This is a genomic window from Pseudothioglobus sp. nBUS_23, assembly GCF_051201565.1.
GTDB lineage: Bacteria > Pseudomonadota > Gammaproteobacteria > PS1 > Pseudothioglobaceae > Pseudothioglobus.
Genome location: NZ_CP179200.1, coordinates 1,021,968 through 1,044,742, shown reverse-complemented (window position 1 = coordinate 1,044,742; position 22,775 = coordinate 1,021,968). Strand labels below are relative to the sequence as shown.

19 protein-coding genes are annotated in these 22,775 nt (G+C 37.6%); 13 read left to right on the top strand and 6 right to left on the bottom strand.

What is annotated here, in order from left to right:
* Positions 1 to 104: 104 nt before the first annotated feature.
* The 9 genes from ACMAZA_RS05315 (at position 105) to ACMAZA_RS05275 (ending at position 10,334) form a co-directional block, all read left to right on the top strand.
* Positions 105 to 1,691, top strand: coding sequence for an ABC-F family ATPase (locus tag ACMAZA_RS05315; protein WP_435187646.1), 1,587 nt, complete (start codon positions 105 to 107; stop codon positions 1,689 to 1,691).
* A gap of 107 nt (positions 1,692 to 1,798) precedes the next feature.
* Positions 1,799 to 2,398: a riboflavin synthase gene (locus tag ACMAZA_RS05310; RefSeq protein WP_435187645.1), complete on the top strand. Its 600-nt coding sequence runs from the start codon at positions 1,799 to 1,801 to the stop codon at positions 2,396 to 2,398.
* A 6-nt stretch (positions 2,399 to 2,404) separates the two neighbouring features.
* Positions 2,405 to 3,478: a 3,4-dihydroxy-2-butanone-4-phosphate synthase gene (gene ribB / locus ACMAZA_RS05305; RefSeq protein WP_435190472.1), complete on the top strand. Its 1,074-nt coding sequence runs from the start codon at positions 2,405 to 2,407 to the stop codon at positions 3,476 to 3,478.
* A gap of 5 nt (positions 3,479 to 3,483) precedes the next feature.
* The gene (gene ribH, locus ACMAZA_RS05300; RefSeq protein WP_435187644.1) at positions 3,484 to 3,942 is read left to right on the top strand and encodes a 6,7-dimethyl-8-ribityllumazine synthase; all 459 of its coding nucleotides are present in this window, start codon (positions 3,484 to 3,486) and stop codon (positions 3,940 to 3,942) included.
* Positions 3,939 to 4,355: a transcription antitermination factor NusB gene (gene nusB / locus ACMAZA_RS05295; protein ID WP_435187642.1), complete on the top strand. Its 417-nt coding sequence runs from the start codon at positions 3,939 to 3,941 to the stop codon at positions 4,353 to 4,355. The genes ribH and nusB overlap by 4 nt, the downstream gene beginning before the upstream one ends.
* Before the next feature lie 296 nt (positions 4,356 to 4,651).
* Positions 4,652 to 5,647, top strand: a complete 996-nt coding sequence (locus tag ACMAZA_RS05290) for a taurine ABC transporter substrate-binding protein (RefSeq protein WP_435187641.1) — start codon at positions 4,652 to 4,654, stop codon at positions 5,645 to 5,647.
* Positions 5,648 to 5,757: 110 nt separating this feature from the next.
* The gene (locus tag ACMAZA_RS05285) at positions 5,758 to 6,561 is read left to right on the top strand and encodes an ABC transporter ATP-binding protein (protein WP_435187640.1); all 804 of its coding nucleotides are present in this window, start codon (positions 5,758 to 5,760) and stop codon (positions 6,559 to 6,561) included.
* Positions 6,561 to 7,829, top strand: a complete 1,269-nt coding sequence (locus tag ACMAZA_RS05280; RefSeq protein WP_435187638.1) for an ABC transporter permease — start codon at positions 6,561 to 6,563, stop codon at positions 7,827 to 7,829. Before ACMAZA_RS05285 ends, ACMAZA_RS05280 begins: the two co-directional genes overlap by 1 nt.
* A gap of 36 nt (positions 7,830 to 7,865) precedes the next feature.
* The gene (locus ACMAZA_RS05275; protein WP_435187636.1) at positions 7,866 to 10,334 is read left to right on the top strand and encodes a GcvT family protein; all 2,469 of its coding nucleotides are present in this window, start codon (positions 7,866 to 7,868) and stop codon (positions 10,332 to 10,334) included.
* On the opposite strand, the gene ACMAZA_RS05270 is transcribed toward ACMAZA_RS05275, so the two are convergent.
* Together ACMAZA_RS05270 and ACMAZA_RS05265 are read right to left on the bottom strand one after the other, a co-directional pair.
* A complete protein-coding gene (locus ACMAZA_RS05270) occupies positions 10,331 to 11,086 on the bottom strand; it encodes a sulfite exporter TauE/SafE family protein (protein WP_435187635.1) in 756 nt (251 codons plus the stop codon). The two genes, ACMAZA_RS05275 and ACMAZA_RS05270, sit on opposite strands and share 4 nt — an antisense overlap.
* An 8-nt stretch (positions 11,087 to 11,094) precedes the next feature.
* Positions 11,095 to 12,567: a PLP-dependent aminotransferase family protein gene (locus ACMAZA_RS05265; protein ID WP_435187633.1), complete on the bottom strand. Its 1,473-nt coding sequence runs from the start codon at positions 12,565 to 12,567 to the stop codon at positions 11,095 to 11,097.
* A gap of 135 nt (positions 12,568 to 12,702) precedes the next feature.
* On the opposite strand from ACMAZA_RS05265, the gene ACMAZA_RS05260 reads away from it, so the two are divergent.
* The 4 genes from ACMAZA_RS05260 (at position 12,703) to ACMAZA_RS05245 (ending at position 17,624) form a co-directional block, all read left to right on the top strand.
* On the top strand, positions 12,703 to 14,064 hold the full coding sequence (locus ACMAZA_RS05260) for an aspartate aminotransferase family protein (RefSeq protein ID WP_435187631.1): 1,362 nt from the start codon (positions 12,703 to 12,705) through the stop codon (positions 14,062 to 14,064).
* Between the two features lie 32 nt (positions 14,065 to 14,096).
* Entirely contained in the window at positions 14,097 to 15,215 is a 1,119-nt protein-coding gene (gene ald, locus ACMAZA_RS05255) for an alanine dehydrogenase (protein WP_435187629.1), read from the top strand.
* 19 nt (positions 15,216 to 15,234) lie between these two features.
* Positions 15,235 to 17,007 carry a sulfoacetaldehyde acetyltransferase gene (gene xsc / locus ACMAZA_RS05250; protein WP_435187628.1) on the top strand — a complete coding sequence of 591 codons (1,773 nt, stop codon included), beginning with the start codon at positions 15,235 to 15,237 and terminating at the stop codon, positions 17,005 to 17,007.
* A 65-nt stretch (positions 17,008 to 17,072) separates the two neighbouring features.
* On the top strand, positions 17,073 to 17,624 hold the full coding sequence (locus tag ACMAZA_RS05245) for a DUF924 family protein (protein ID WP_435187627.1): 552 nt from the start codon (positions 17,073 to 17,075) through the stop codon (positions 17,622 to 17,624).
* A gap of 13 nt (positions 17,625 to 17,637) precedes the next feature.
* Here ACMAZA_RS05245 and ACMAZA_RS05240 read toward each other — a convergent pair whose 3' ends face one another.
* The 4 genes from ACMAZA_RS05240 to aceK form a co-directional block, all read right to left on the bottom strand.
* Entirely contained in the window at positions 17,638 to 18,057 is a 420-nt protein-coding gene (locus tag ACMAZA_RS05240; RefSeq protein WP_435187625.1) for a GlcG/HbpS family heme-binding protein, read from the bottom strand.
* A 256-nt stretch (positions 18,058 to 18,313) separates the two neighbouring features.
* Positions 18,314 to 20,464 (bottom strand): malate synthase G, encoded by a 2,151-nt coding sequence (locus ACMAZA_RS05235; RefSeq protein ID WP_435187624.1) that lies wholly within the window; start codon positions 20,462 to 20,464, stop codon positions 18,314 to 18,316.
* Positions 20,464 to 20,940 carry a ribonuclease E activity regulator RraA gene (rraA, locus tag ACMAZA_RS05230; RefSeq protein WP_435190470.1) on the bottom strand — a complete coding sequence of 159 codons (477 nt, stop codon included), beginning with the start codon at positions 20,938 to 20,940 and terminating at the stop codon, positions 20,464 to 20,466. The genes ACMAZA_RS05235 and rraA overlap by 1 nt, the downstream gene beginning before the upstream one ends.
* Before the next feature lies 1 nt (position 20,941).
* Positions 20,942 to 22,735 carry a bifunctional isocitrate dehydrogenase kinase/phosphatase gene (gene aceK, locus ACMAZA_RS05225; protein ID WP_435187622.1) on the bottom strand — a complete coding sequence of 598 codons (1,794 nt, stop codon included), beginning with the start codon at positions 22,733 to 22,735 and terminating at the stop codon, positions 20,942 to 20,944.
* Positions 22,736 to 22,775 lie beyond the last annotated feature (40 nt).

Sequence of the window (22,775 nt, the reverse complement as noted above, 5' to 3'; positions counted from 1 at the left end):
ACTTTTATTTTTGAAAAGTTTCTATAGATATCGATAAGCTTAATAGTCAAGCTTTCAATAAGTCATTATGGGATAATATTTTATTTTATAAATTTAAACGAACCATGATTTCTACTGCAAACGTCACCATGCAATTTGGTGAAAAACCGCTCTTTGAAAATATTTCAGTAAAGTTTCAAAGCGGTAATCGATATGGTCTGATTGGAGCCAATGGATGTGGAAAGTCAACCTTAATGAAAATTTTGACAGGCGAATTAAAGCCTACTCACGGGTCAGTTCTAGTGGGAGAGGGTCAAAGGCTAGGAGTGCTATCTCAGGATCAGTTTGCTTTTGAAGAGTATCGGGTTGTTGATACGGTCATCATGGGGCACAAAAAACTCTGGGAAATTAAAGAAGAAAGAGACAGAATCTATGCGCTTCCTGAGATGAGTGAAGAGGATGGTATTAAAGTTGCAGAATTAGAGATGGAGTTTGCTGAGATGGACGGCTACTCAGCTGAGTCTTCAGCAGGAGAATTATTGTTGGGCCTAGATATTCCATTAGACCAGCATTATGGGTTGATGAGTGAGATTGCACCTGGATGGAAGCTTCGAGTGTTGTTGGCTCAAGCACTGTTTTCTGATCCAGAGATACTTCTGTTGGATGAGCCTACAAATAACTTGGATATTAACTCCATTAGGTGGCTAGAGGAGGTTCTTAGCGCCAGAAAGTCAACCATGGTTATCATTTCACACGATCGTCATTTTTTGAATGGCGTTTGTACGCACATGGCGGATTTAGATTACGGCGCTTTAAATGTATTTCCAGGAAGTTATGATGACTTTATGATTGCGGCAACTGCAATCCAGGAGAGGATGAGAGCGGATAATGCCAAAAAGGAAGAAAAAATTAAAGATTTAAAGCACTTTGTCTCTAGATTCTCTGCAAACGCTTCAAAGTCAAAGCAGGCTACATCACGCTTAAAGCAGCTAAATAAAATTGAACTAGATGATATTAAGCCTTCTTCACGGGTAAGCCCTTATATTATTTTTAATCAAAGTAAGGAGTTGTTCAGAAATGTTTTGGAGGTGCAAGGGCTCTCTAAAAGTTATGATGATGAGCAGGTACTAAAAGATATTAATTTAATGATTGAAACAGGTGAGAGGGTTGCAATCATTGGACAAAACGGAATTGGGAAAAGCACTTTACTTAAAACTCTATTTGGAGAAGTTGAGGCTGACAGTGGTAATACAAAATGGAGTGAAAACTCTAACATTGGTTACTATGCCCAGGATCATAATGAAGAGTTTGAGAAAGATATGAGCGTTTTAGATTGGATGACTCAATTTAAAAATGAAAAAGATGATGTTCAAGTGATGCGTTCAGTTTTAGGGAAAATGCTTTTCGGAAAAGAGGATGTGAAAAAATCTGTCAAATCACTGTCTGGTGGGGAAAAAGGAAGGATGATTTTTGGAAGATTGATGCTTCAGAAGCCTAATATTTTGTTGATGGATGAGCCTACAAATCACCTCGATATGGAGTCTATTGAAGCTTTGAATTTAGCTCTAGACAACTACAAAGGAACACTCATTTTTGTAAGTCATGACAGAGAGTTTGTATCATCACTATCTACGAAAGTGATAGAGCTGAAGGAAGATGGCGCTCACTATTATTCAGGAAATTACGAAGATTACCTTTTGTCTCAAGTGTGAATTTAATTAAATATCCTTTTGAAATCTATTAATAATTCATTGCAACATTTGATGGTTAAATAAATAAATTATTTAAGTGCGTTTTTTAATATAAGGTTACTTGTTAAATGTTTACAGGAATTATTCAATCTAAAGGCAGCATCAAGGAGATTTTCTCTTCTAGTGATGGTGCTCGTTTGAAAATCAATACTAACGCCCTAGACTTAAGTGACACCAAAGTTGGAGATAGCATTGCTGTAGATGGTGTCTGTTTGACTGTAACTGAGCTTACAGAAAGCTCATTCACAGCAGATGTCTCTAACGAAACACTAACTTGTACAACTTTTTCAGCTCTTAAGCAGGGAAAAAACGTTAACCTTGAAAGATCACTCAGAGTTAACCAAGGCGTTGATGGTCACCTGGTGAGCGGCCATGTAGACGGAATTGGTGCTGTAAATTCTATCGAAAAAGATGGCGATAGTGTAAGAATAAAGATAGAAGTTCAAGGCGACATCATAAAATATATTGCTAAGAAAGGATCAATCTGTATTAATGGTGTAAGCCTAACGGTCAATAGCGTCGAGAATAACTTTTTTGATGTTAATATAGTTCCTCATACGCTTTCAGCTACGACTCTTGGAGATCTCTCTCTTCAATCCAATGTAAATATAGAGATTGATCAGATTGCAAGATATGTTGAAAGGCTTTTGAGTCAAAATGAAGAATAGATGAATATGCAAGCATCAATTAAAGAAATATTAGAAGACTACAAGCAAGGAAAAATGATCATTCTTATGGATGATGAGAACCGTGAAAATGAGGGAGATCTTTTGATTGCCTCTGAAAAGGTTACAAAAGAAGATATTAATTTTATGGCCACGCATGGCCGAGGATTAATTTGCTTGACTCTGACTCAACAAAGGTGTCAACAATTGAACCTTCCTCTCATGGTGTCGCAAAATAGTGACCTGCATTCTACAAACTTTACCGTATCAATTGAGGCTGCCTCAGGAGTAACAACTGGAATCTCAGCTGCTGACCGGACAAAGACGATACTCGATGCAGTTGCAAAAGATGCAAAACCCATTGATATTGTTCAGCCCGGGCATGTTTTTCCTTTAATGGCTCAACAGGGCGGGGTTTTAATACGTGCTGGACATACAGAGGCGGGATGTGATTTGGCTCGTTTAGCTGGCTTTGAAGCCTCCTCAGTCATAGTTGAAATTCTAAATGATGATGGATCTATGGCTCGAAGTGATGATTTATACAAGTTTGGTAAAAAACACGACATTAAAGTTGGCCATATTGCTGATTTAATTCACTACAGAGTTGAAAATGAAAAAACTGTAGAGAGGATAAGTCAGAGGCCTTTTAAAACCAAGTACGGCGATTTCGATCTCTATTCTTATTTAGATACTATCCATAATGATATTCATATTGCGCTTGTTAAAGGAACTATAAGTCATAAAACAGAGCCTTATGTTAGGGTTCATATGGAAAACATCTTCAAAGATGTTCTTCAAGAGGTTCATAGAGGTTTCAGTATTAACAGTGCTTTAGATATGATTTCAGAGGTTGATAATGGTGTTTTTTTGTTGCTTAGAAAACAGTCCAATCAGGCTATTTTAGAAAATATTGATAATCAAGACTATAGAAGCAGTGACGACGATAAAACTTTTGGTATTGGCGCCCAAATTCTGTCTGATTTAGGTGTTTCAAATATGAAGTCTCTAGGAAAGCCAAGAACCTGGCCAGGCCTAGAGGGTTTTGGAATAACTATTACTGAATACGTAAACATTAAGGAGTAAATGAATTGAAAGCTATTGAGGGAGATTTAACGATTAACGATAAAAAAATTGCAATTGTCGCTGCCAAATTTAATTTCTTTGTCGTTGAGCATTTGATTAGTGGAGCAAAAGAAGCCCTACTAAAAAGTGGCACTAAAGAGGATGACATTGAAATATTCTATGTTCCAGGAGCTTTTGAAATTCCATTGGCACTTAAAAAAGTAGTAGGCACTTGTAAATTTGATGGAGTGGTGGCTTTGGGGGCTGTCATTCGAGGCGGAACACCACATTTTGAGTACGTTGCTGGAGAGTGTGTAAAAGGAATTTCACAGATTTCACTAAATTCGGAAATACCCATCGCTTTCGGCGTATTAACTGTTGATACCGTTGAACAAGCAATTGAGCGCTCAGGAAGTTCAGAAAATAAAGGCGCTGAAGCTGCGGAAAGTACTATTCAAATGATTAGCTTGATAGATAAACTGTGACTCCTAAACAGCGCTCAAGAGCACGAGTAGTTCAGGCTATATACCAATGGCTTCTTTCTGGTGAAGATATCAAAAAGATTGAGCAGCAGTTTTTAAACCAAAAAGAAGGAAAAATTTCTAAAGCTTTTTTCTCAAATTTGTTGCTAAACATTCCTAAGAATATTGCTGCGCTTGAGGATATTATTGTTCCATCCCTTGATCGAGGTGTTGATGAATTAGGTCCTACAGAAAAGGCAATTTTATACTTAGGCGTTTATGAATTAAAGTTTCAGCTTGAGGTGCCTTATCGCGTTGTTATTAATGAGGCAGTAGAGCTAGCTAAACTTTATGGCGCAGAGGGCTCTTTTAAGCTCATAAACTCCTCACTAGACAAGATTGCTCCAGACCTAAGATCTATAGAGTTTGCAAAGTAGAATAATCAATTAATAAAAGTCCACCAAACTGAAATTATTTTTTTAAGTTGCGCTCCAGCTTAAATTAGACAATTAATAAATCTCTTTCAGCCACCATAGTTCTTTTTTTATCTCAATCAAAAATAAATTAAACACATCTTTAAAAATTTTATTGATTTTATCTTTTTTCATGGTAGTATTTAATTTCAGCATTCAAATCTAGTTAGCTAAAAATGAGTTTTTACTCTATAGCTCAGGCTTACTTTTTTTGCTGAAAATAGGGTAAGTTAAATATTTATATTATTTTAGGAGAAACAATGAAAAGTATTTATAAAAAAATTGGAGCTACAGTAGTAAGTGCTATTGCTTCAGTGAATGTTATGGCTCTTGATGAGTTGAATGTGGCTTATTTTGAAGAGTGGCCAATGCCATTTGAGTACGCAAAACAAATCGGTGCTTATGATGAAGCTCTTGGTATGAAAGTCAACTGGAAAGCTTTTGGAACAGGTACAGCAATGTCAGCTGCTATGGCATCAGGTGATATCCATATATCTGTGAGCCAGGGTGTGCCTCCATTTATCGTGGCGGCATCAACTGGTCAGGATATCCAAATTGTTGACGTGGCTGTGAGCTATGCTGATAACGACAACTGTGTTGTGGCTTCAGGCCTAGAAATTGATGCAAGCAACGCTTCAGAATTAGCTGGCAAGAAAGTTTCAGTTCCAATCGGAACAGCTGCGCACTATGGCTTCTTAAAGCAGATGGAACATTTTGGTGTTTCAGTAGACTCAATGCAAGTTGTTGATATGGCTCCACCGGAAGGTGCTGCTGCATTAGCGCAAGGAAGTATTGATATGTTCTGTGGTTGGGGTGGTTCACTTCGTCGTGCTCTAGAACATGGTAATGTTCTTTTAACAGGTGCTGAAAAAACAGCTCTAGGTATCTTGGTATGGGATGTAACATCAGTTCCAGCAAGCTTTGCTGATGAGAATGCAGAAGTTCTTCAAACATTCTTAGGTGTTACTGCTGCTTCAAATGCAATGTGGAATTCTGGTGGATTTACTTCACTAATGCTTCCTCATATTGCTAAAGATGCAGGTATGGATGAGCAAGCTACGGCTGAAACAATGGCGACATTTGTATTCCCTTCAGTTAGCAACCAACTAGGTAGTAACTGGCTTGGTGGATCAGGTGCGGCATTCCTTAAAGGTGTAGCAGATGTATTCGTTAACAGTGGAAACATCCCAAGTGCTCGTGGTTCATATGCTAATGCTATCAACACTGATGGCTTAGAGGGACTAGCTGCACAATAAAGTATTTAAATTAACGACATTTAAGTCTTTAATTTAGTATTAGTTAGACCAAAGGTGGCGCACTTTTAAGTGTGCCACTTTTTTAATGAAAAACAAATTCGGAGCCAGTTTTGAAAGGTTTATCAATAAATAATATATCCATGCGTTTTGACTTAAAGAATGGATCTTCCGTTCAAGCGCTAAAAGACGTTTCACTTGACATAGATGAAGGACAAATAATTACTGTTCTTGGACCCTCGGGCTGTGGAAAAACTACACTACTTAATATCGTAGCAGGCTTTCTAGCTCCTACAGAAGGCAAGGTTATTCTGAATGATGAGATTGTTCAAGGGCCTGGCGCAGAGCGTGGAATGGTTTTTCAGCAGGGCGCTCTTTTTGAGTGGATGAATGTTCGCTCAAACGTTGCTTTTGGACCCCGAATGAAGGGAATGTCTAAGTCAGAGCAAGAAGAAAAGGTTAAGCATCTTTTAGAGATTGTAGGACTCGCTGATTTTGAAGATAAAGCGGTTTATGAATTATCTGGAGGGATGCAACAAAGAGTTGCTCTAGCAAGGTGTCTGGCCAATGATCCTGATGTAATCTTGATGGATGAACCATTAGGCGCATTAGATGCATTAACACGTGAAAAAATGCAAGGCCTTGTTTTAAAACTATGGAAAGAGACTGGTAAAACAATTATCTTAATTACTCACTCAGTTGAAGAGGCGGTTCTTCTTGGTGAAAGATTGTTAGTACTAGCTCCAAGACCAGGAAGAATCCACAAAGAATACCAACTCCCTTTTGCTGAAATGGGAGTAAACATGGATTTAAGGGATGTTAAAAAGGCGGATGGCTACACTGAGACTCGGGATGAAATTCTCTCAATTATTTGGGAAATGGAAGAAGAAATAATGGGTAGAGCGGAAGAAAACTAATGGCTATTTTAATTTTTTATATAATAATTTTTGTTGCAGCTTTCTATGTTGTTAAGATTGCTACATCATTTACCAAATCACAAGATGATTTTACAAGTTTAAAAACAGTAACTTTTGGAGATGAGAGTGCTGTCACACCTAACAGAGCAGCATCTTTTATATCCGTAATCGCTATCTTTGCTATATGGGCAGCATTCACAGGCTCTAAATTAATCCCAATTCATGTGCCTGGACCTTTTGTTGGCGATCTCTCTTTTAGCTATACAGCAATGAATTCCTCTGGTGAAACAGATGACGCCGATGTAACCATAACGGTCTATGATGTTCAGTCTGGTGTAATACCTGACAAGCTTGAAATTGAACCAGGAGACGGTTTTGCGCTGAATGATACTGATCAAATCATAACCTACAGAAGTGGACTTATTAAAGTTCAAAAAAACGATGTAGGTGGAAAAGATAAAGACTATAAAGTAGTAGCTGTCAATGGACAGGAAATATCTCCAGAACAAGAGGTGTTTGTTGACAATGCTCGTATTTATATGACAAGAAAGGGTACGTTGAGTGTCACACCAGAAAAAGGCTGGCAGATGCAGCCTGTGTGGCTTCCTGCACCAGAAACAGTCTGGTCTAGATTAGTCAAGGTTGGCTCTGAAGGGTATAAAAACTTTACTCTATGGGAGCACTTAGGTTGGTCCCTTATTCGAGTAATTGTTGGGTTTTTAGCTGGTGCAATTATTGGAATTCCTTTGGGCTATGCGATGGGTTTATCTGGATGGTTTAGGGGCTGGTTTGACCCTATAGTTGAATTTATGAGGCCAGTGCCACCTTTAGCTCTCATTCCGCTAGTTATTATTTGGTTTGGAATTGGAGAGCAGGGTAAGATTATTTTGCTATTTTTAGCATCACTCTGGATTATGACGATTTCAGCCAGAGCAGGAGTTTCAGGTGTGAAAATTTCAAAAATCCATGCCGCTTACTCCCTCGGCGCATCAAAGTGGCAGATTATGAGGTTAGTCATTGTTCCAAATAGTTTGCCAGAGATCTTTACAGGTGCAAGAGTATCTATGGGAGTTTGCTGGGGAACAGTTGTTGCTGCAGAATTGGTAGCTGCACAAAAAGGAGCTGGAATGATGATTATTAACGCATCTAAATTCCAAATGACCGACTTAGTAATTATGGGAATTGTTTTAATTGGCGTCATTGGCTATGCCATTGATATATTAATGAGAATTTCAGAAAACTATCTCGTTCCATGGAAGGGTAAATAGTTCTATAATTCTATTTTTTTTATCACTTAAATAGATATGTCGACAAGTATTCCTAAGCATGCTCAAGCAGTAATCATTGGTGGTGGAGTTGTTGGTTGCTCCGTTGCTTATCACCTTTCAAAACTTGGATACAAGGATGTAGTCTTACTAGAGAGAAAAAAATTAACTTCTGGCACAACTTGGCATGCCGCTGGTCTTGTAGGACAAATGCGATCCTCGCTTAATTTAACTCAAATGGTTAAGTACTCTGGAAATCTCTATGAAACACTTGAATCAGAAACTGGAATGGCTACTGGTTACAGAAGAACTGGCTCTGTAAGTCTAGCTACTAATCAAGAGAGGTTAACTGAATATAAACGCAATGCATCACTTGCAAAGGTTCATGGGGTTGATGTACAAATCCTGTCAACAGATGAGTTAAGAAAGAAGTTAGATTTTTTTAATCTTGATGACGTCGTGGGTGGTGCATGGATACCTAAAGATGGCAAGGCTGATCCAGCAAATGTTGCAATGGCTCTGGCAAAGGGCGCTAAAAATAATGGCGTTAAAATTTTTGAAGATGTAAAAGTTACTGGGATTCTTAAAGATAATGGAAAGGCAACTGGAGTTCAAACAGATTTTGGAGACATTCAATCTGAGGTAGTTGTCAACTGCGGTGGCATGTGGGCAAGAGAAGTAGGAAAAATGGCTGGAGTGTCAGTTCCACTTCATGCCTGTGAGCATTTCTATTTTTTAACTTCGGCTGTACCAGGATTAGGAGATATGCCGGTTGTCAGAGTTCCAGACGAGTCTGCATACTACAAAGAAGACGCTGGAAAAATATTGGTTGGTCTATTTGAGCCAAATGCTAAACCCTGGGCTCAAAATGGCATACCAGAGGATTTTTGTTTTGATCAAATTCAGGATGATTTAGATCACTGCATGCCTTACCTTGAATTAGCAATGAACAGAGTCCCAGTAATGGAGAGTTTAGGTATTGAAACACTTTTCAATGGGCCAGAAAGTTTTACACCAGATGATAATTTTCAAATTGGTGAGTCACCGGAACTTGGAAGTTTTTATGTTGCTGCTGGGTTCAACTCAATTGGAATTCAAGCTGCTGGCGGAGCTGGAAAATATCTAGCAGAATGGATTGTTGGCAAAGAACCACCTTGTGATTTATGGGACGTAGATATAAGAAGAAATCAGTCCTTCCAGAGTAATAAGACTTATCTAGCTAACAGAGTAACTGAAACCCTTGGCTATCTTTATGAAAATCATTTTCCATATCACCAATATGAAACTGCAAGAGGACTAAGGAAAACACCTCTTTATGATTTCTACAAAAAACGTGGCGCCTGTTTTGGTGAAGTTGCTGGCTGGGAGAGGCCTAACTGGTTTGTTCCAGAAGAGCTCATTGGTAAGGCAGAGGCAAAGTATGAATATTCTTGGGGTAGGCAAAATTGGTTTGAGTATCATAAATTAGAGCAACAAGCTATAAGAGAGTCTGTTGGCATGTATGAAATGTCATCGTATGCCAAAATTAGAGTTAAAGGCAGTGATGCTATGGACTTTCTTCAGCTCATTTGTGCAAATGATGTAGATGTTGAGCCTGGAAAGATGGTCTACACTCAATGGCTTAATGAAAAAGGCGGAATAGAGGCCGATGTAACTGTGACTCGACTTGCTATTGACGATTACTTGATTGTTAGCGGAACTGTTTGCCTTAATAGAGATATGCATTGGCTTCAGAAAAATATGCCAAATGATGCGAACTGTTCATTATTTGACGCTACAAGCTCTGAGGGTTGTATAGCCATTATGGGTCCAAATTCGAGAGATCTACTTCAATTGCTTACAGATACTGATATGAGCAATGAAAGCTTTCCATTTGCAAATGTGCGAAACATTGAGATAGGCATGGCCAATGTAAGGGCTCATAGAATTACTTATGTTGGCGAACTGGGTTGGGAGCTTTATTTTCCAATTGAATTCTCAAGTTATGTTGCTGAGTTGCTAGATGAGAAAGGCAAAGAGTTTTCTTTGAGACATATTGGAATGCATACCGTAGATAGTTGTAGAATTGAAAAAGCGTACAGACATTTTGGACATGATATTACTGATGAAGACCACGTAATTAATGCAGGTCTTGGGTTTGCAGTTAAGGTTGATAAGAAGCCTTCTAAGTACGGTAATTTCATTGGCCATGACTCTGTTCAATCTAAAAAAGCATCTGGCTACGATATGCGCGTTATGCAATTTTTATTAGATAATTCAGATTTAATGTTATACCACAATGAGCCTATTCTAAAAAATGGAGAAATTGTGGGTCATTTATCGAGTGGAACATATAGTCATACTCTAGGAGGCGCTGTTGGACTTGGTTATGTGCCTTGTAAGCCAAATGAAAGTCACGAAGATATTTTAATGGCTGAGTATACTATCGAGGTTGAAGGTGTTATTGAAAAGTGTAAGGTATCACTCAAACCTTTGTATGATCCACTCAATGAAAAAATTAGAATCTAATGGCTCATTAAAGCGCCTATGAGTGTCGCTACCCCAACTATTCCAAGCGCAACCAATGAAGAGTTTCTGTAATATTTGTTCCCAGAAAAGTTAAAAAATCTTGTGCCAATATATGTGGCAAATACATAGACTGGGGCAGTGATTGCACCTGTAAATAAAATGTCTTTTGTGAAAAGTCCAAAATAATAAAGACTCATAATAGCGCTGATCACTAGGCCAGAAGTAATTACTAAAATATTTGCTCGTGCCACTTCATCGCTATCATTTTTAGATAATAGAACTGTTACGTATGGCGGCCCTCCCATACCTGTTGCTCCCTGCATTAAGCCGCTGATAGCGCCTCCTAATACAAGAACATATTTAGTTATCGTAGATTTGATTCGCCAGCCACTTCCAATCAGAATAACAAAAAATATTAAAAGTATAGACATCAAAGTTTTGATGATTTGTTCATCAACGGAAACTAAAAATATTGTTCCAAAAGGGATAGTTAGCATCATTGTCGCCATCATAGGAGTGATCTCTTTTAAATTAGCTTTTTTAATGCCAACAAATGTCAAATAGATGGTTGCTGGAATTTCAATGACAATATTGAAAACCATTGCAAAGACTGGAGAATAAAAATAAGAAAGAATTGGAATCATTAAGAGACCAGATCCAAAGCCTATAAAGCCTCTTAAAAAACCAGAAAAAATAACAACAAGAGCTATTAATAAATAGTTTTCTGGAGTGAAGTTATAAAGATTTTCCATTGAGGACTTTAAACCATCGCCTTAATTTCTTTAATAATTAAATCTAAACCTTTGTCAATTTTATTGGTATCAATGGCAGAATAACCAAGGTGCAAATAATTTGTTGGCGAGTTATCCCCACTAAATAGCGTGTTTCCAGACCTTACAGCAACCCCTTTGCCTAGGAGGTTTTTGCAAAGTTTATCACTATCGATAGGCGCAAGTATTTCGATCCAAAAAGTTGAACCACCTAGAGTCGGAGTGCAAGACAATAAAGGCTCATTATTTATTTTTTCGTTAATTAACCCCCACCTTTCTTTGTTAGTTTTTTGAATTTTAGTAAACATATTATGATAATGGCCTAGTCCTATAAAAAGGGCAACAGATCTCTGGTTGTTTGCTGGTATATGTCTAATCATTAGCCTTCTTAAAGCTTTGACTTCCTTGATAAAGCTTTCAGGAGCTACCATGTATCCCAACCTTAAACCAGGAGCGAAAGCCTTTGAAAAGCTACCAACATAAATCACATTATTGTCTTTATCTAAGCTTTTGAGAGAAGGGTGAGGCTTTTTTTGAAAGTTTATCTCGGCCTCATAATCATCCTCAATAATAACCATTTGTTTTTCTTTGGCAATAGATAAAAGTTCACGTCTTCTTTCCATACTCATAGTCACACCTGTTGGGTATTGGTGGCTTGGTGTCGTAAAAATAATATCCGTGTCTTCTTTAATATCGTTAACAACAATGCCGTCTTTATCAATACTAATAGGAACAATATTGTCAGTTTTAGAGCTAAAAATGTTTCTCACATCAGGATAACCGGGGTTCTCCATACCCACAACTGTTCCTTGTTTAGTCAGTAAACTAGCTATCATGTAGATGGCATTTTGACTGCCTGACGTAATCAAAATTTGATCTTTGTTGGCCCAAATACCTCTCTTTGGAAGAACTTTAGACTGGATTTGTTTTATTAAGGACGGATCATCACTATCAACATGATCTATATTCCATTTTTGAATTTCTGGCAGTGTAGATGAGTGTCTAACCACCTCTCGCCATTCATAGTATGGTATCAAGCTCTTGTCAAGTTGCCCAATTGTGAACGAGTAGGGAAGACTTTGCCAGTTATCTGGATTATGAATATTGATTTGAGAAGAAGGTTTTTTTGTAATTAATTTATCATGCCAGACTGGAGACTGTGGCTCAGTTGGCTCGCCTTTTTCATTTGAAGTATAGCTTTCATAAAATTGCTCGTTAACAAAATATCCTCTTCTTTCTTTCGGTGTTATATAGCCATCAAACTCTAACTCTTTGTAAGCTGCTATGACTGTATTTCTGGCCACCTTGAGAGCCTTTGCTAAATTTCGTGAGGACGGGAGTGGCTCATTAGAACCGATTAGACCATTAGTAATGGCATCAATTAGCTGCTGACGGATCTGCAGTTGAAGCGTCCTTGGTTTATCATGTCTCAAAGAAAAAAATTGATTCCACATTTCATCCATTTTGCTGGCCTATTAATAGTAAGTTTCCTGGTTCTATATATATGTTAAATCAGGACCAGTTAAATTTTATAATTCTTTTCTTAAAATTTGATTGTTTCTTTTAATACTGCGTATAAATTTATTCTAGGAGGGAGAATGTCTAATACTTCAGTTGTCGAAAATGCAAAAGACCATGTCTGGCACCATCTTACTCAACACAAAGCTTTTGAATCTAATGATCCACTAGTTGTTTCAAATGCTAATGGAATGATTATAACGGATTCTAAAGGTGACGAATACCTGGACGCAACTTCAGGCGGAGTTTGGACAGTGAACCTGGGTTATGGAAGAGATGAAATGGTTAAGGTGGTTAGTGATCAAATTTCAAAGATTCCTTATTTTGCTGGTGCGTTTGGTAATGAACCGGCTTCAGAATATGCGCAAGAAATTACCTCGTTGATGCCTGGTATGAACAGAGTTTATTATTCTAATTCTGGCTCTGAAGCTAATGAAAAGGGCTATAAGATGGTTCGCCAACTGGCTCATTTTGATAATGACGGCAAGAAACATAAAATTATTTTTCGTGATCGTGATTATCATGGAACCACAATTGGTGCTATGAGCTCCTCTGCTCAAATCCAACGCAAAAAACAATATGGTCCTTTTGCGCCAGGGTTTGTCGAAATGCCAAATTGTTGTTGTTACCGTTGCCCATTTGGTAAAAAATATGGAGAGTGTAATATAGAGTGCGCAACCGTACTTGAAGATATCATTGTTAAAGAGGGGCCAGATACTGTAGGCTCTGTTGTTCTAGAGCCAATTACTGCTGGTGGAGGTGTTATTCCTCCTGTCAAAGAATATTTCCCAATAATTCAATCTATATGTAAAAAATATAATGTCTTACTTCACATTGATGAGGTGGTTTGTGGACTTGGCAGAACTGGTAAATGGTTTGGTTATCAACACTTTGACGTGCAGCCTGATATTGTTACTACAGCAAAAGGCCTTGCTGCTGGTTATGCCGCTATTTCTGTTACGATTACTTCAGAAGAAATTTTTGATAGATTTAAGCAAGATCCTTCTAACCCTGATAGCTACTTCAGAGACATATCTACTTTTGGTGGGTGCACTGCTGGGCCCGCTGCAGCTCTTGAAGTTGTAAATATTATTAAAAGAGAAAATCTCCTTGAAAATGTTAAAAATATGGGTGATTATCTTAAAGACAAGTTGCATGCGCTCGAGGATAAATATGACATCATTGGAGATGTAAGGGGAAAAGGTTTATTTTGTGGTGTTGAGCTCGTAAAGGACAGAAAATCAAAAGAGCCCGTTCATGAGAGCATAGCAATGGCCATTGCTGGACATTGTTTAAAAAATAAAGTTATGATTGGTAGAACTAATCGAAGCTTTGAATACAATAACAATGTGCTCTTGTTCAGTCCAGCTTTTATCTGTTCAAAGAACGAAATTGATCAAATTGTAGATGCTGTTGATAACGCAATTGCTGCGAATATTTAATAGTTTTTTTTAATAAACATATAGGATTTAAAATGATTATTGGTGTCCCAAAAGAAATTAAAAATCATGAGTATAGAGTTGGTCTTACACCTAGAAGTGTTAAGGAATTTATTAACCATGGTCACAAAGTTTTAGTTCAAACTAATGCTGGTGTTGGAATCGGTGCTTCAGATCAGGAGTATGCTTATACAGGTGCTGAGATTATTGCAACTGCCAAAGAGGTGTTTGATAAAGCAGAAATGATTGTCAAGGTCAAAGAACCTCAGGCGGAAGAAATTGCCATGCTTAGAGAAGGACAAATACTCTACACTTATCTTCATCTTGCGCCAGACCCTGAGCAGACTAAAGGGCTTGTTGAAAGTGGAGCAATCTGTGTTGCCTATGAGACAGTAACCTCTCCAAGAGGTGGCCTGCCATTACTGGCACCAATGTCAAAGGTTGCTGGCAGAATGGCTGTCCAAGCCGGTGCCCACTTTTTAGAGCATCCAAATGGCGGAATGGGTGCACTTCTTGGCGGTGTCCCAGGAGTTGATCCACTTAAGGTAGTGATACTTGGTGGTGGAGTTGTTGGAGCTCATGCAGCACATATGGCTGTTGGTATGGGTGCTGATGTTTGGGTACTGGATAATAATCCTGATACTTTGGAGCAGCATTGGCAGCAATTTGGTAGAAGCACAAATACTGTGTTCTCAACTAAAAGTTCGGTAGAAGAGTATGTGCTCCAAGCCGACCTGGTTATTGGTGGGGTGCTGATTCCTGGAGCTGAAGCTCCAAAACTGGTCTCTAAAGAAATGATAAAAGCTATGAAACCTGGATCTGTGATTGTAGATGTTGCAATTGACCAAGGCGGCTGTTTTGAAACTTCTAAGGCTACAACTCATGCAGAACCAACATACATAGTTGACGATGTAGTGCACTATTGTGTTGCTAATATGCCTGGAGGCGTTCCAAAAACATCTACTTATGCTCTGAACAATGTCACCTTGCCGTTCGGGCTGAGTATTGCGAATAAAGGAGTAAAACAGGCTCTATTGGATGATGAGCACCTAAGAGCTGGATTAAACGTTCACAGTGGAAACGTAACTTGTTTAGAGGTTGCACAGGATTTGGGATATGATTATGTTCCTGCTTTGGATATATTAAATAAATAATAATAGGGGAGTAAAAAAAATGGCAAAAATGACTTCGAGTGAAGCCTTTGTTGAAACTATGGTAGCGAATGAAGTTACAGATATTTTCGGTATTATGGGCTCAGCATTTATGGATGCAATGGATATCTTTGAACCCGCAGGAATAAGATTTATTCCAGTTGTTCATGAGCAGGGAGCTGCTCACATGGCTGATGGATACTCAAGGGTTAGTGGTAGGCATGGTGTTGTTATTGGGCAAAATGGTCCAGGAATTTCAAATTGCGTTACTGCGATTGCTGCTGCTTATTGGGCTCATAGCCCCGTTGTTATTGTAACTCCTGAAGCTGGAACAATGGGTATGGGATTGGGAGGATTTCAAGAAGCGAATCAACTTCCTATGTTCCAAGAGTTTACTAAATATCAGGGACATGTTGTGAATCCAATGAGAATGGCGGAATTTACTGGCCGTTGTTTTGATAGAGCTATGAGTGAAATGGCCCCAACACAACTAAATATACCTAGAGATTATTTCTATGCAGATGGAGAATTCACTATTCCTACACCTCGACGTATAGATCGAGGATCCGGAGGAGAGGATACTCTCAACGAAGCAGTTGCATTGATTGCAAAAGCAAAGTTTCCAGTTATTGTATCTGGCGGTGGTGTTGTTATGGCAGATGGCGTAGATGAGTGTGCAGCCTTAGCTGAGCGTCTTGGCGCTCCTGTAGTGAATAGCTACTTGCATAATGATTCTTTCCCAGCTAGTCATGATTTGTGGTGTGGTCCACTGGGTTATCAAGGCTCAAAAGCTGCAATGAAGCTTATTTCTAAGGCTGATGTAGTTATTGCGTTAGGAACTAGATTAGGCCCGTTTGGGACCCTGCCTCAGCATGGAATGGACTACTGGCCAAAAGATGCTCAGATTATTCAAATTGATGCTGACCACAAAATGCTTGGCTTAGTTAAACCAATTAATGTTGGTATCTGTGGTGATGCAAAAGCAGTGGCATCAGTTTTATGTCAAAAATTAGACTCTGAATCACTTAATTGTGATTCTACAAAAGCTGATAGAGCAAAAATGATTGCAGATGAAAAAGCGGCCTGGGAATTAGAATTGGATGAATGGATTCATGAGACTGATTCCTACAGCATGGATATGATTGCAAATAAGGAAGAGGGTTGGCTTCATCCTAGACAAGTTTTAAGAGAACTTGAAAAAGCAATGCCTGAAGATGTAATGGTTTCAACTGATATTGGAAATATTAACTCTGTTGCAAATAGTTATTTGCGCTTTGAAAAGCCACGAAGTTTTTTTGCAGCAATGAGCTTTGGAAATTGTGGCTATGCATTTCCAACAATTATTGGCGCGAAAGCAGCTGCCCAACATAGGCCTGCAGTTTCTTATGCTGGTGATGGTGCATGGGCCATGAGTATGGTTGAAACGATGACTTGTGTACGTCATGATATCCCTGTGACAGCGGTAGTTTTTCATAATCGTCATTGGGGAGCAGAAAAGAAGAATCAAGTTGATTTTTATGACAGAAGATTTGTAGCAGCTGAACTAACTGACCAACATTTTGTCAATATAGCTGAATCGATGGGCGCTGAAGGAATCCGTGTTGATAAGCTTGAAGATGTTGGGCCAGCACTCAAAAAAGCAATCGATATGCAAATGAATGAGAGAAAGACAACAATTATCGAAATTATGTGCTCTAGAGAGCTGGGAGACCCGTTCAGAAAAGATGCTCTAAGCAAACCAATTAGACATTTAGAAAAGTACAAAGATTACGGCGAAAAATCTCCTCATCGTTAAGTATTAACTTTTAAACCTTTAGAGTGGTATATTATGCTGCTCTAGAGGTTTCTTATAGCTTAACTATGAATGAAAATCTAATAAAGCCTAGCGATATAATTGATTATTGGTTTTCTGAAAAAAGCAAGCAGTTCTGGTTTGCTTCAACTCCAACAATAGACAAAGAGATTAAATCCAGATTTGAGAAAGTTTGGGAACAGGCCTCATCTGGTGATTTCGGCTCATGGAGAGAGACAGCTGAAGGCTCAGTTGCCCTCATCATAATTCTTGATCAGTTTCCTCTCAATATGTTTAGATCTGAAGCTAAAGGCTTTTCAACTGAAGGTATGGCCATTGAGGTTGCACTAAACGCGATAAATAATGGGTTTGATGAGGAATTAGATAATGAAATGCTTCTTTTCCTCTTTATGCCATTAATGCACAGTGAAAATTTAGACCATCAAAATCTCCAAGTCTATCTTTTTGAAAAGTACAACTTTAACCTTGAGTTTTCAAAGCATCATAGAGACCTTGTTAAAAAATTTGGTCGCTTTCCTCATAGAAATGAAATCTTAGGTCGCATGAGCACTATGGAAGAATTAGATTATCTTCTTTCTGATAATGCATTTAAAGGTTAGTGGTAGTTTTTTACTAAGCAGAAAGTAATGCGTCAATGCCTGCTTGAGCCACGACTATATCCTGGTCTGCACTCCCAGAACTGCAACCAATCCCGCCAACAATCTGACCATCAACAAAAAGCGGCAAACCACCACCAACGACACAAAAACGACCTTGATGTGAAGTTTGGATGCCAAATGCTGGTCCATGATTGATAACAGATTTACCATAATCTAAAGTTGCTTTTCTAGCTGCTGCAGCGGTAAATGCCTTATCAATAGAAACATTAATGCTTGTAATTTTTGCATTATCCATTCTTGTAAATAACATGAGATGACCACCGTCATCGACAATAGCGATATCCATATCTATACCTATTTCAATTGCTTTATTGATTGCGCTATCCATCATTTTAGTTGTATCTTCAAGTGTAAGCTTTAGTACCTTTTTCATATTTTAACCTTCGGAATGGCCATTGCACTTTGCTGTAACTTCAGTTTGACTAGCTCATAGATAATATGACTCATAAAAACCCCTTAATATTTATCAATAATATTAATATAACTTAATTTTTAAGGAGTGGATTTAGAAAATATCAAAGCTGATTTAGGTCAAATCAACTGACAAAACTATTGCGTTTTAATAGTTAGTTTAAGGAAATACCTGTAGGAGGTCGAAATTACATATATCAAGAAAATTTACAATTTATCTAAGTAATTTGATTAGCCTCAAGAAATTTTCGTCGGTATTTGATGAGAATGTCTTCAGTGTAACCATTTGCCTGGTCTGTCCCTTCAAATACTAGAGCTGTAGAGGCTTTAAATGCGTAGCAATCGTATTTAGGAGCCATTGGAATATAGTTAGGGTCATGCTTATTTTGTTGATCCACTATAAGAGCCATTTCTTTAAAGGCTTGAATGACTTGCTTCTCAGAACAGATCTCGTGGTGCAACCAGTTAGCCATATGCTGCGAGGAAATTCTTAATGTTGCTCTGTCTTCCATGAGTCCAACATGGTTTATATCTTGAACTTTAGAGCAACCAACTCCATGGTTAATCCATCTAACAACGTAACCCAAAATACTTTGAGCATTGTTATTTATTTCATTAATAATTTTTTCCTCAGACAATTGATCGGCTAGTTTCAAAAAAGGAATTACAAGCAGGTCATCTTGATTAGGCTTTTGGTTTTTAGATAATATTTTTTGTTGCTGACTCATAACATCAAATCGATGATAATGAGTGGCATGTAAAGTTGCTGCAGTTGGAGAGGGTACCCAAGAGCAGCTTGCACCAGCCTCTAGATGCACCATCTTGTTATCTAGCATCTCTCTCATTTGGTCGGGTTGTGCCCACATTCCTTTGCCAATCTGGGCTTTCTTGTAAAGTCCGCATTCCAGTCCAACACTGACATTGTTTTCCTCATAAGCAGAAAACCAGTCCTCTTCCTTAATAAGGTTTTTACAACGCATTGCTCCGGCCATCATCGATGTATGAATTTCATCACCAGTTCTGTCAAGGAAGCCAGTATTAATAAAAATACACCGACTTCTTGCTTCATAAATACAAGCTTTTAGATTTAGAGTAGTTCTTCTCTCTTCATCCATAATTCCAATCTTCAGAGTGTTCTTTTTGATTGAAAGCGCGTTTTCGACTGATTCAAATAAATCTATTGTAAATTTGACCTCATCTGGACCATGAAGCTTTGGTTTTACAATGTAAACACTTCCTTTTTTTGAGTTTATCTTGAGTTTCAAGTCATGAAGTGCAATCAGTGAGGTAACCATTGCATCCATAATGCCTTCAGGTATAGATGAGTTGTCAAGATTTCTAACCATTCTTGTTCTCATATGTATTCCAACGTTGCGAACAAGAGTTAAGCTAGTTCCAGGAAGAGTATGTTCTTCACCATTTGTATCAATATACTTTTTGTCTTTATTTAGTGATCTACTGATTGTATGTCCATTTTTTGTGAAAGTTGAGTTTAAATCACGCTTCATAAGACCTAAATAATTCCTGTAGCCATGGATTTTCTCCTCATCAGAAACAGTCGCGGCAGAATCCTCAAAATCAACAATCGTTGTGACAGCAGACTCAAGAATGACATCAAAAATTCCACTTTTGTGAAGACTTCTCTCTTGGTCACAAACTATCTCCAGATGGAGATTGTTATTCTTGAGTAATATGTTTCCACTTTCAGTAAGACCAATGTACTGATCAGGATCGATTAAGGTTGCTAGCTCACCATCATCAAGATTAAAAATTAAAGTCCCAGAGTACTTCACTTGGGAAGTAATTTGTCTATATGAGGCGCCTTTAAGAGGTGCTATTTCATCAAGAAATTCACATGCAAGTTCTGCAGTTCGGTTTACACGCTGGAGGTTATGCGCAAAAGAGGTTGTCATACTGCCCCTATTAGGAATTACGTTGGTTCCATACAGACAGTCAAAAAGACTACCCCATCTTGCATTAACTGCATTTAATACAAATCTTTGGTTAGTTATAGGAACAACAAGCTGAGGTCCTGAAACCTTTGAAATCTCATCATCAACCTCTTCAACATCAATATTGAATTCACCAGGATTTGAGGTAATATAGCCTATGTCTTCAAGAAAGCCTTTGTATTTTTTTTGGTCAATCCTTTTATTGTTCCGATGCCAGTCATTAATCTTTGCTTGCAGCTCACTTCTCTTCTCCAAAAGAATCTTATTTTCATCTTGGTATTTAGCTAGAATGTTCGATAATGATTGGAAGAATTCTGTAGCAGAAATGTCCAGCCCATCACAAACCTCTTGATCAATAAAATCATAAAATTTATTGTTAACCTTTATGTCATTAATTACTTGATGTTCAGTACTCATTAATCTGCCTTATGTTCCAATACAATAACCCCATCTTCGTCAGCATAAAGATAGTTTCCAGAGATGAATTTTACATTTGAAAAAGTTACATCTATATCTCTTTTTCCAGCTCCTTTTTTAATACTTTTTCTAGGGCATGTTCCAAGAGCACGAATACCAATATTCATAGAATTGATTTCTGCTGAGTCTCTAATTGGCCCATTAATAATAATTCCTTCCCAGTTATTCTTTATTGCATCTGAGGCTCTTTTATCTCCCATCATTGCGCACTTTAAAGATGCCCCTGCATCAATAACCAGAACACATTCACTCCCATCAGTTTTTAAAGCTTCCTCTACAAGTGAGTTATCCTCATAACATTTGATTGTAACTATTCGACCAGAGAAGCTATTTTTTTTACCAAAACTCTGAAAAACTGGGTTCAAATATTGAACTTTTGGATGCATTTCATCAGAAATATCACAGGTTGACTTCATATTATTTTTCATTGTAGATATTGCACATACGCATTTCAAGTCCATACGGATAGTAATCCATAACCCCATTTTCTTTTATTTTTTCTTGGACAGATACCCAGTAATCTGCATCCAAAAGCTTTTTATACTTTTTATTAAAAACCTCTTTCATGTAGGGGTTTGGTAGCATAAAGTATTTAAATTCTTCTGGAAAAACATCGTTTTGTCCCACGTAATACCATGGCTCTGATGCCATCTCCTGTTCGTATGTTTTTGCCTTCGGTATTTTTTTGAAGATTGGCGTACTCATCAAAGTGATTTCATCATAGTCATAAAAAACAACTCGGTTTTGGCGAGTGACACCAAAGTTTTTGGTTAACATGTCGCCAGGAAAGATATTTGAGTTTATAAGCTCATCAATTGCTTTTCCATAGTCATTAATGATATGGTTCTGTTGTTTCTTATTTGCTGTTTCAAGATACATATTTAATGGCGTCATTTTGTTTTCAATGTACATATGTTTTATGATTAGCAGATCATCTTCAATTTCAATGTTTGAACCAGCTTTATTTTTTAATTCTTGCAATAAAGTATCATCTATATCTTTCAGTGGAAAGGCAACATTAGAAAACTCCCAGGTATCTGCTAATCTTCCAATTCTGACATGATTTTTGACAAAATAATATCTATCCTTAACCATGTCTTTTGTTCCCATTTTTGGGGGGGCAAACTTATCATTAATGACTTTGAAAACATATGGGTACATTGGAAAAGTAAACACTGACATAACCATACCTTTAATACCAGGTGCGATTATGAGTTTTTCGCTAGTAATTTTAGAATATTTTAAAAAATGTCGATAAAGAAGAGTTTTTCCTTGTTTATGAAGTCCAATTGCACTGTAAAGAACGGCCCTTGTTTTTCCTGGTAAAAGCTCTTTCAAATATTCAACAATGGCTGAAGGATAGTCTGTAGTAATAAAAAAGTATGACCTAGAAAAACTGAAAACAATTGAAATTGCACCGACATCAGTCAGGAGACTGTCAACATACAATCCTTTTTCTTGATCATTCAATAGCGCTATGAGAACTGGAATATCGGGGTGAAGTTGAGTGACAATTTTCCCAACAATATAAGCACATGTCCCTCTAATAAAGGGTGTGCTTATAAATTGCATCTCAAATACCTCAGAGCTGAGCCTTGGTACTTGTCTGTATAGTTGCTCCTGCAGCCTGTCGATATCTTGATCAAAGTTACCAAATTCACATTTGAACTGATAATTCTTAAGAATGGATGCAAATGTGTCATGAAGCTGTTCATTGTCAACAAAATAGCTGTCTATGACAGGCTCATCCATATCAATGTAATTAAGAGAAACACAAGGTTTAGTAAAAATATATTGATTGTTATAAAAACTTCTCGAGAATATTCTACAAAAAACTGAGTTATAAAAAGTCTCTGCTAACTCCGGCTGTTTGTGTGATGTGATGAGCTCAGTATATACGTTTTTAGTATTTTTCCAGAAATCTGAATTAAATTTGTCGCTACTCTTTGTGTCATTGAATTCTTCTTTAGCTCCATAGAGGGTTTGTTTTTTAAGTTCTAGGGAAAGTTTCTTACAAAAATCATCAACTTGTTCATCATAAAAATTAAGTCTTAGTTTTGAATCTTTTTCAATCTTTTCCCATTCTCTTTCTTCAAAGCACCTTTTTGCTTCTATTGAAGCACTTTTTATGTTTTGATAGTGACGTTCAAATCCCATCAAAATCTTTTTTGCAATCGATAAAGAGATTTTTTGAGAAGAACTGCTAGGCATAAATTCTATTTAAATTAGAAAGCCCCTCAAAAAAGAAGGG

Excerpts from the sequence above, each read along its gene's own strand:
- ACMAZA_RS05315 (WP_435187646.1), top strand. The coding sequence starts at position 105 with ATGATTTCTACTGCAAACGTCACCATGCAATTTGGTGAAAAACCGCTC.
- ACMAZA_RS05310 (WP_435187645.1), top strand. The coding sequence starts at position 1,799 with ATGTTTACAGGAATTATTCAATCTAAAGGCAGCATCAAGGAGATTTTC.
- ribB (WP_435190472.1), top strand. The coding sequence starts at position 2,405 with ATGCAAGCATCAATTAAAGAAATATTAGAAGACTACAAGCAAGGAAAA.
- ACMAZA_RS05290 (WP_435187641.1), top strand. The coding sequence starts at position 4,652 with ATGAAAAGTATTTATAAAAAAATTGGAGCTACAGTAGTAAGTGCTATT.
- ACMAZA_RS05280 (WP_435187638.1), top strand. The coding sequence starts at position 6,561 with ATGGCTATTTTAATTTTTTATATAATAATTTTTGTTGCAGCTTTCTAT.
- ACMAZA_RS05275 (WP_435187636.1), top strand. The coding sequence starts at position 7,866 with ATGTCGACAAGTATTCCTAAGCATGCTCAAGCAGTAATCATTGGTGGT.
- ACMAZA_RS05270 (WP_435187635.1), bottom strand. The coding sequence starts at position 11,086 with ATGGAAAATCTTTATAACTTCACTCCAGAAAACTATTTATTAATAGCT.
- ACMAZA_RS05265 (WP_435187633.1), bottom strand. The coding sequence starts at position 12,567 with ATGGATGAAATGTGGAATCAATTTTTTTCTTTGAGACATGATAAACCA.
- ACMAZA_RS05260 (WP_435187631.1), top strand. The coding sequence starts at position 12,703 with ATGTCTAATACTTCAGTTGTCGAAAATGCAAAAGACCATGTCTGGCAC.
- ald (WP_435187629.1), top strand. The coding sequence starts at position 14,097 with ATGATTATTGGTGTCCCAAAAGAAATTAAAAATCATGAGTATAGAGTT.
- xsc (WP_435187628.1), top strand. The coding sequence starts at position 15,235 with ATGGCAAAAATGACTTCGAGTGAAGCCTTTGTTGAAACTATGGTAGCG.
- ACMAZA_RS05245 (WP_435187627.1), top strand. The coding sequence starts at position 17,073 with ATGAATGAAAATCTAATAAAGCCTAGCGATATAATTGATTATTGGTTT.
- ACMAZA_RS05240 (WP_435187625.1), bottom strand. The coding sequence starts at position 18,057 with ATGAAAAAGGTACTAAAGCTTACACTTGAAGATACAACTAAAATGATG.
- ACMAZA_RS05235 (WP_435187624.1), bottom strand. The coding sequence starts at position 20,464 with ATGAGTACTGAACATCAAGTAATTAATGACATAAAGGTTAACAATAAA.
- rraA (WP_435190470.1), bottom strand. The coding sequence starts at position 20,940 with ATGAAGTCAACCTGTGATATTTCTGATGAAATGCATCCAAAAGTTCAA.
- aceK (WP_435187622.1), bottom strand. The coding sequence starts at position 22,735 with ATGCCTAGCAGTTCTTCTCAAAAAATCTCTTTATCGATTGCAAAAAAG.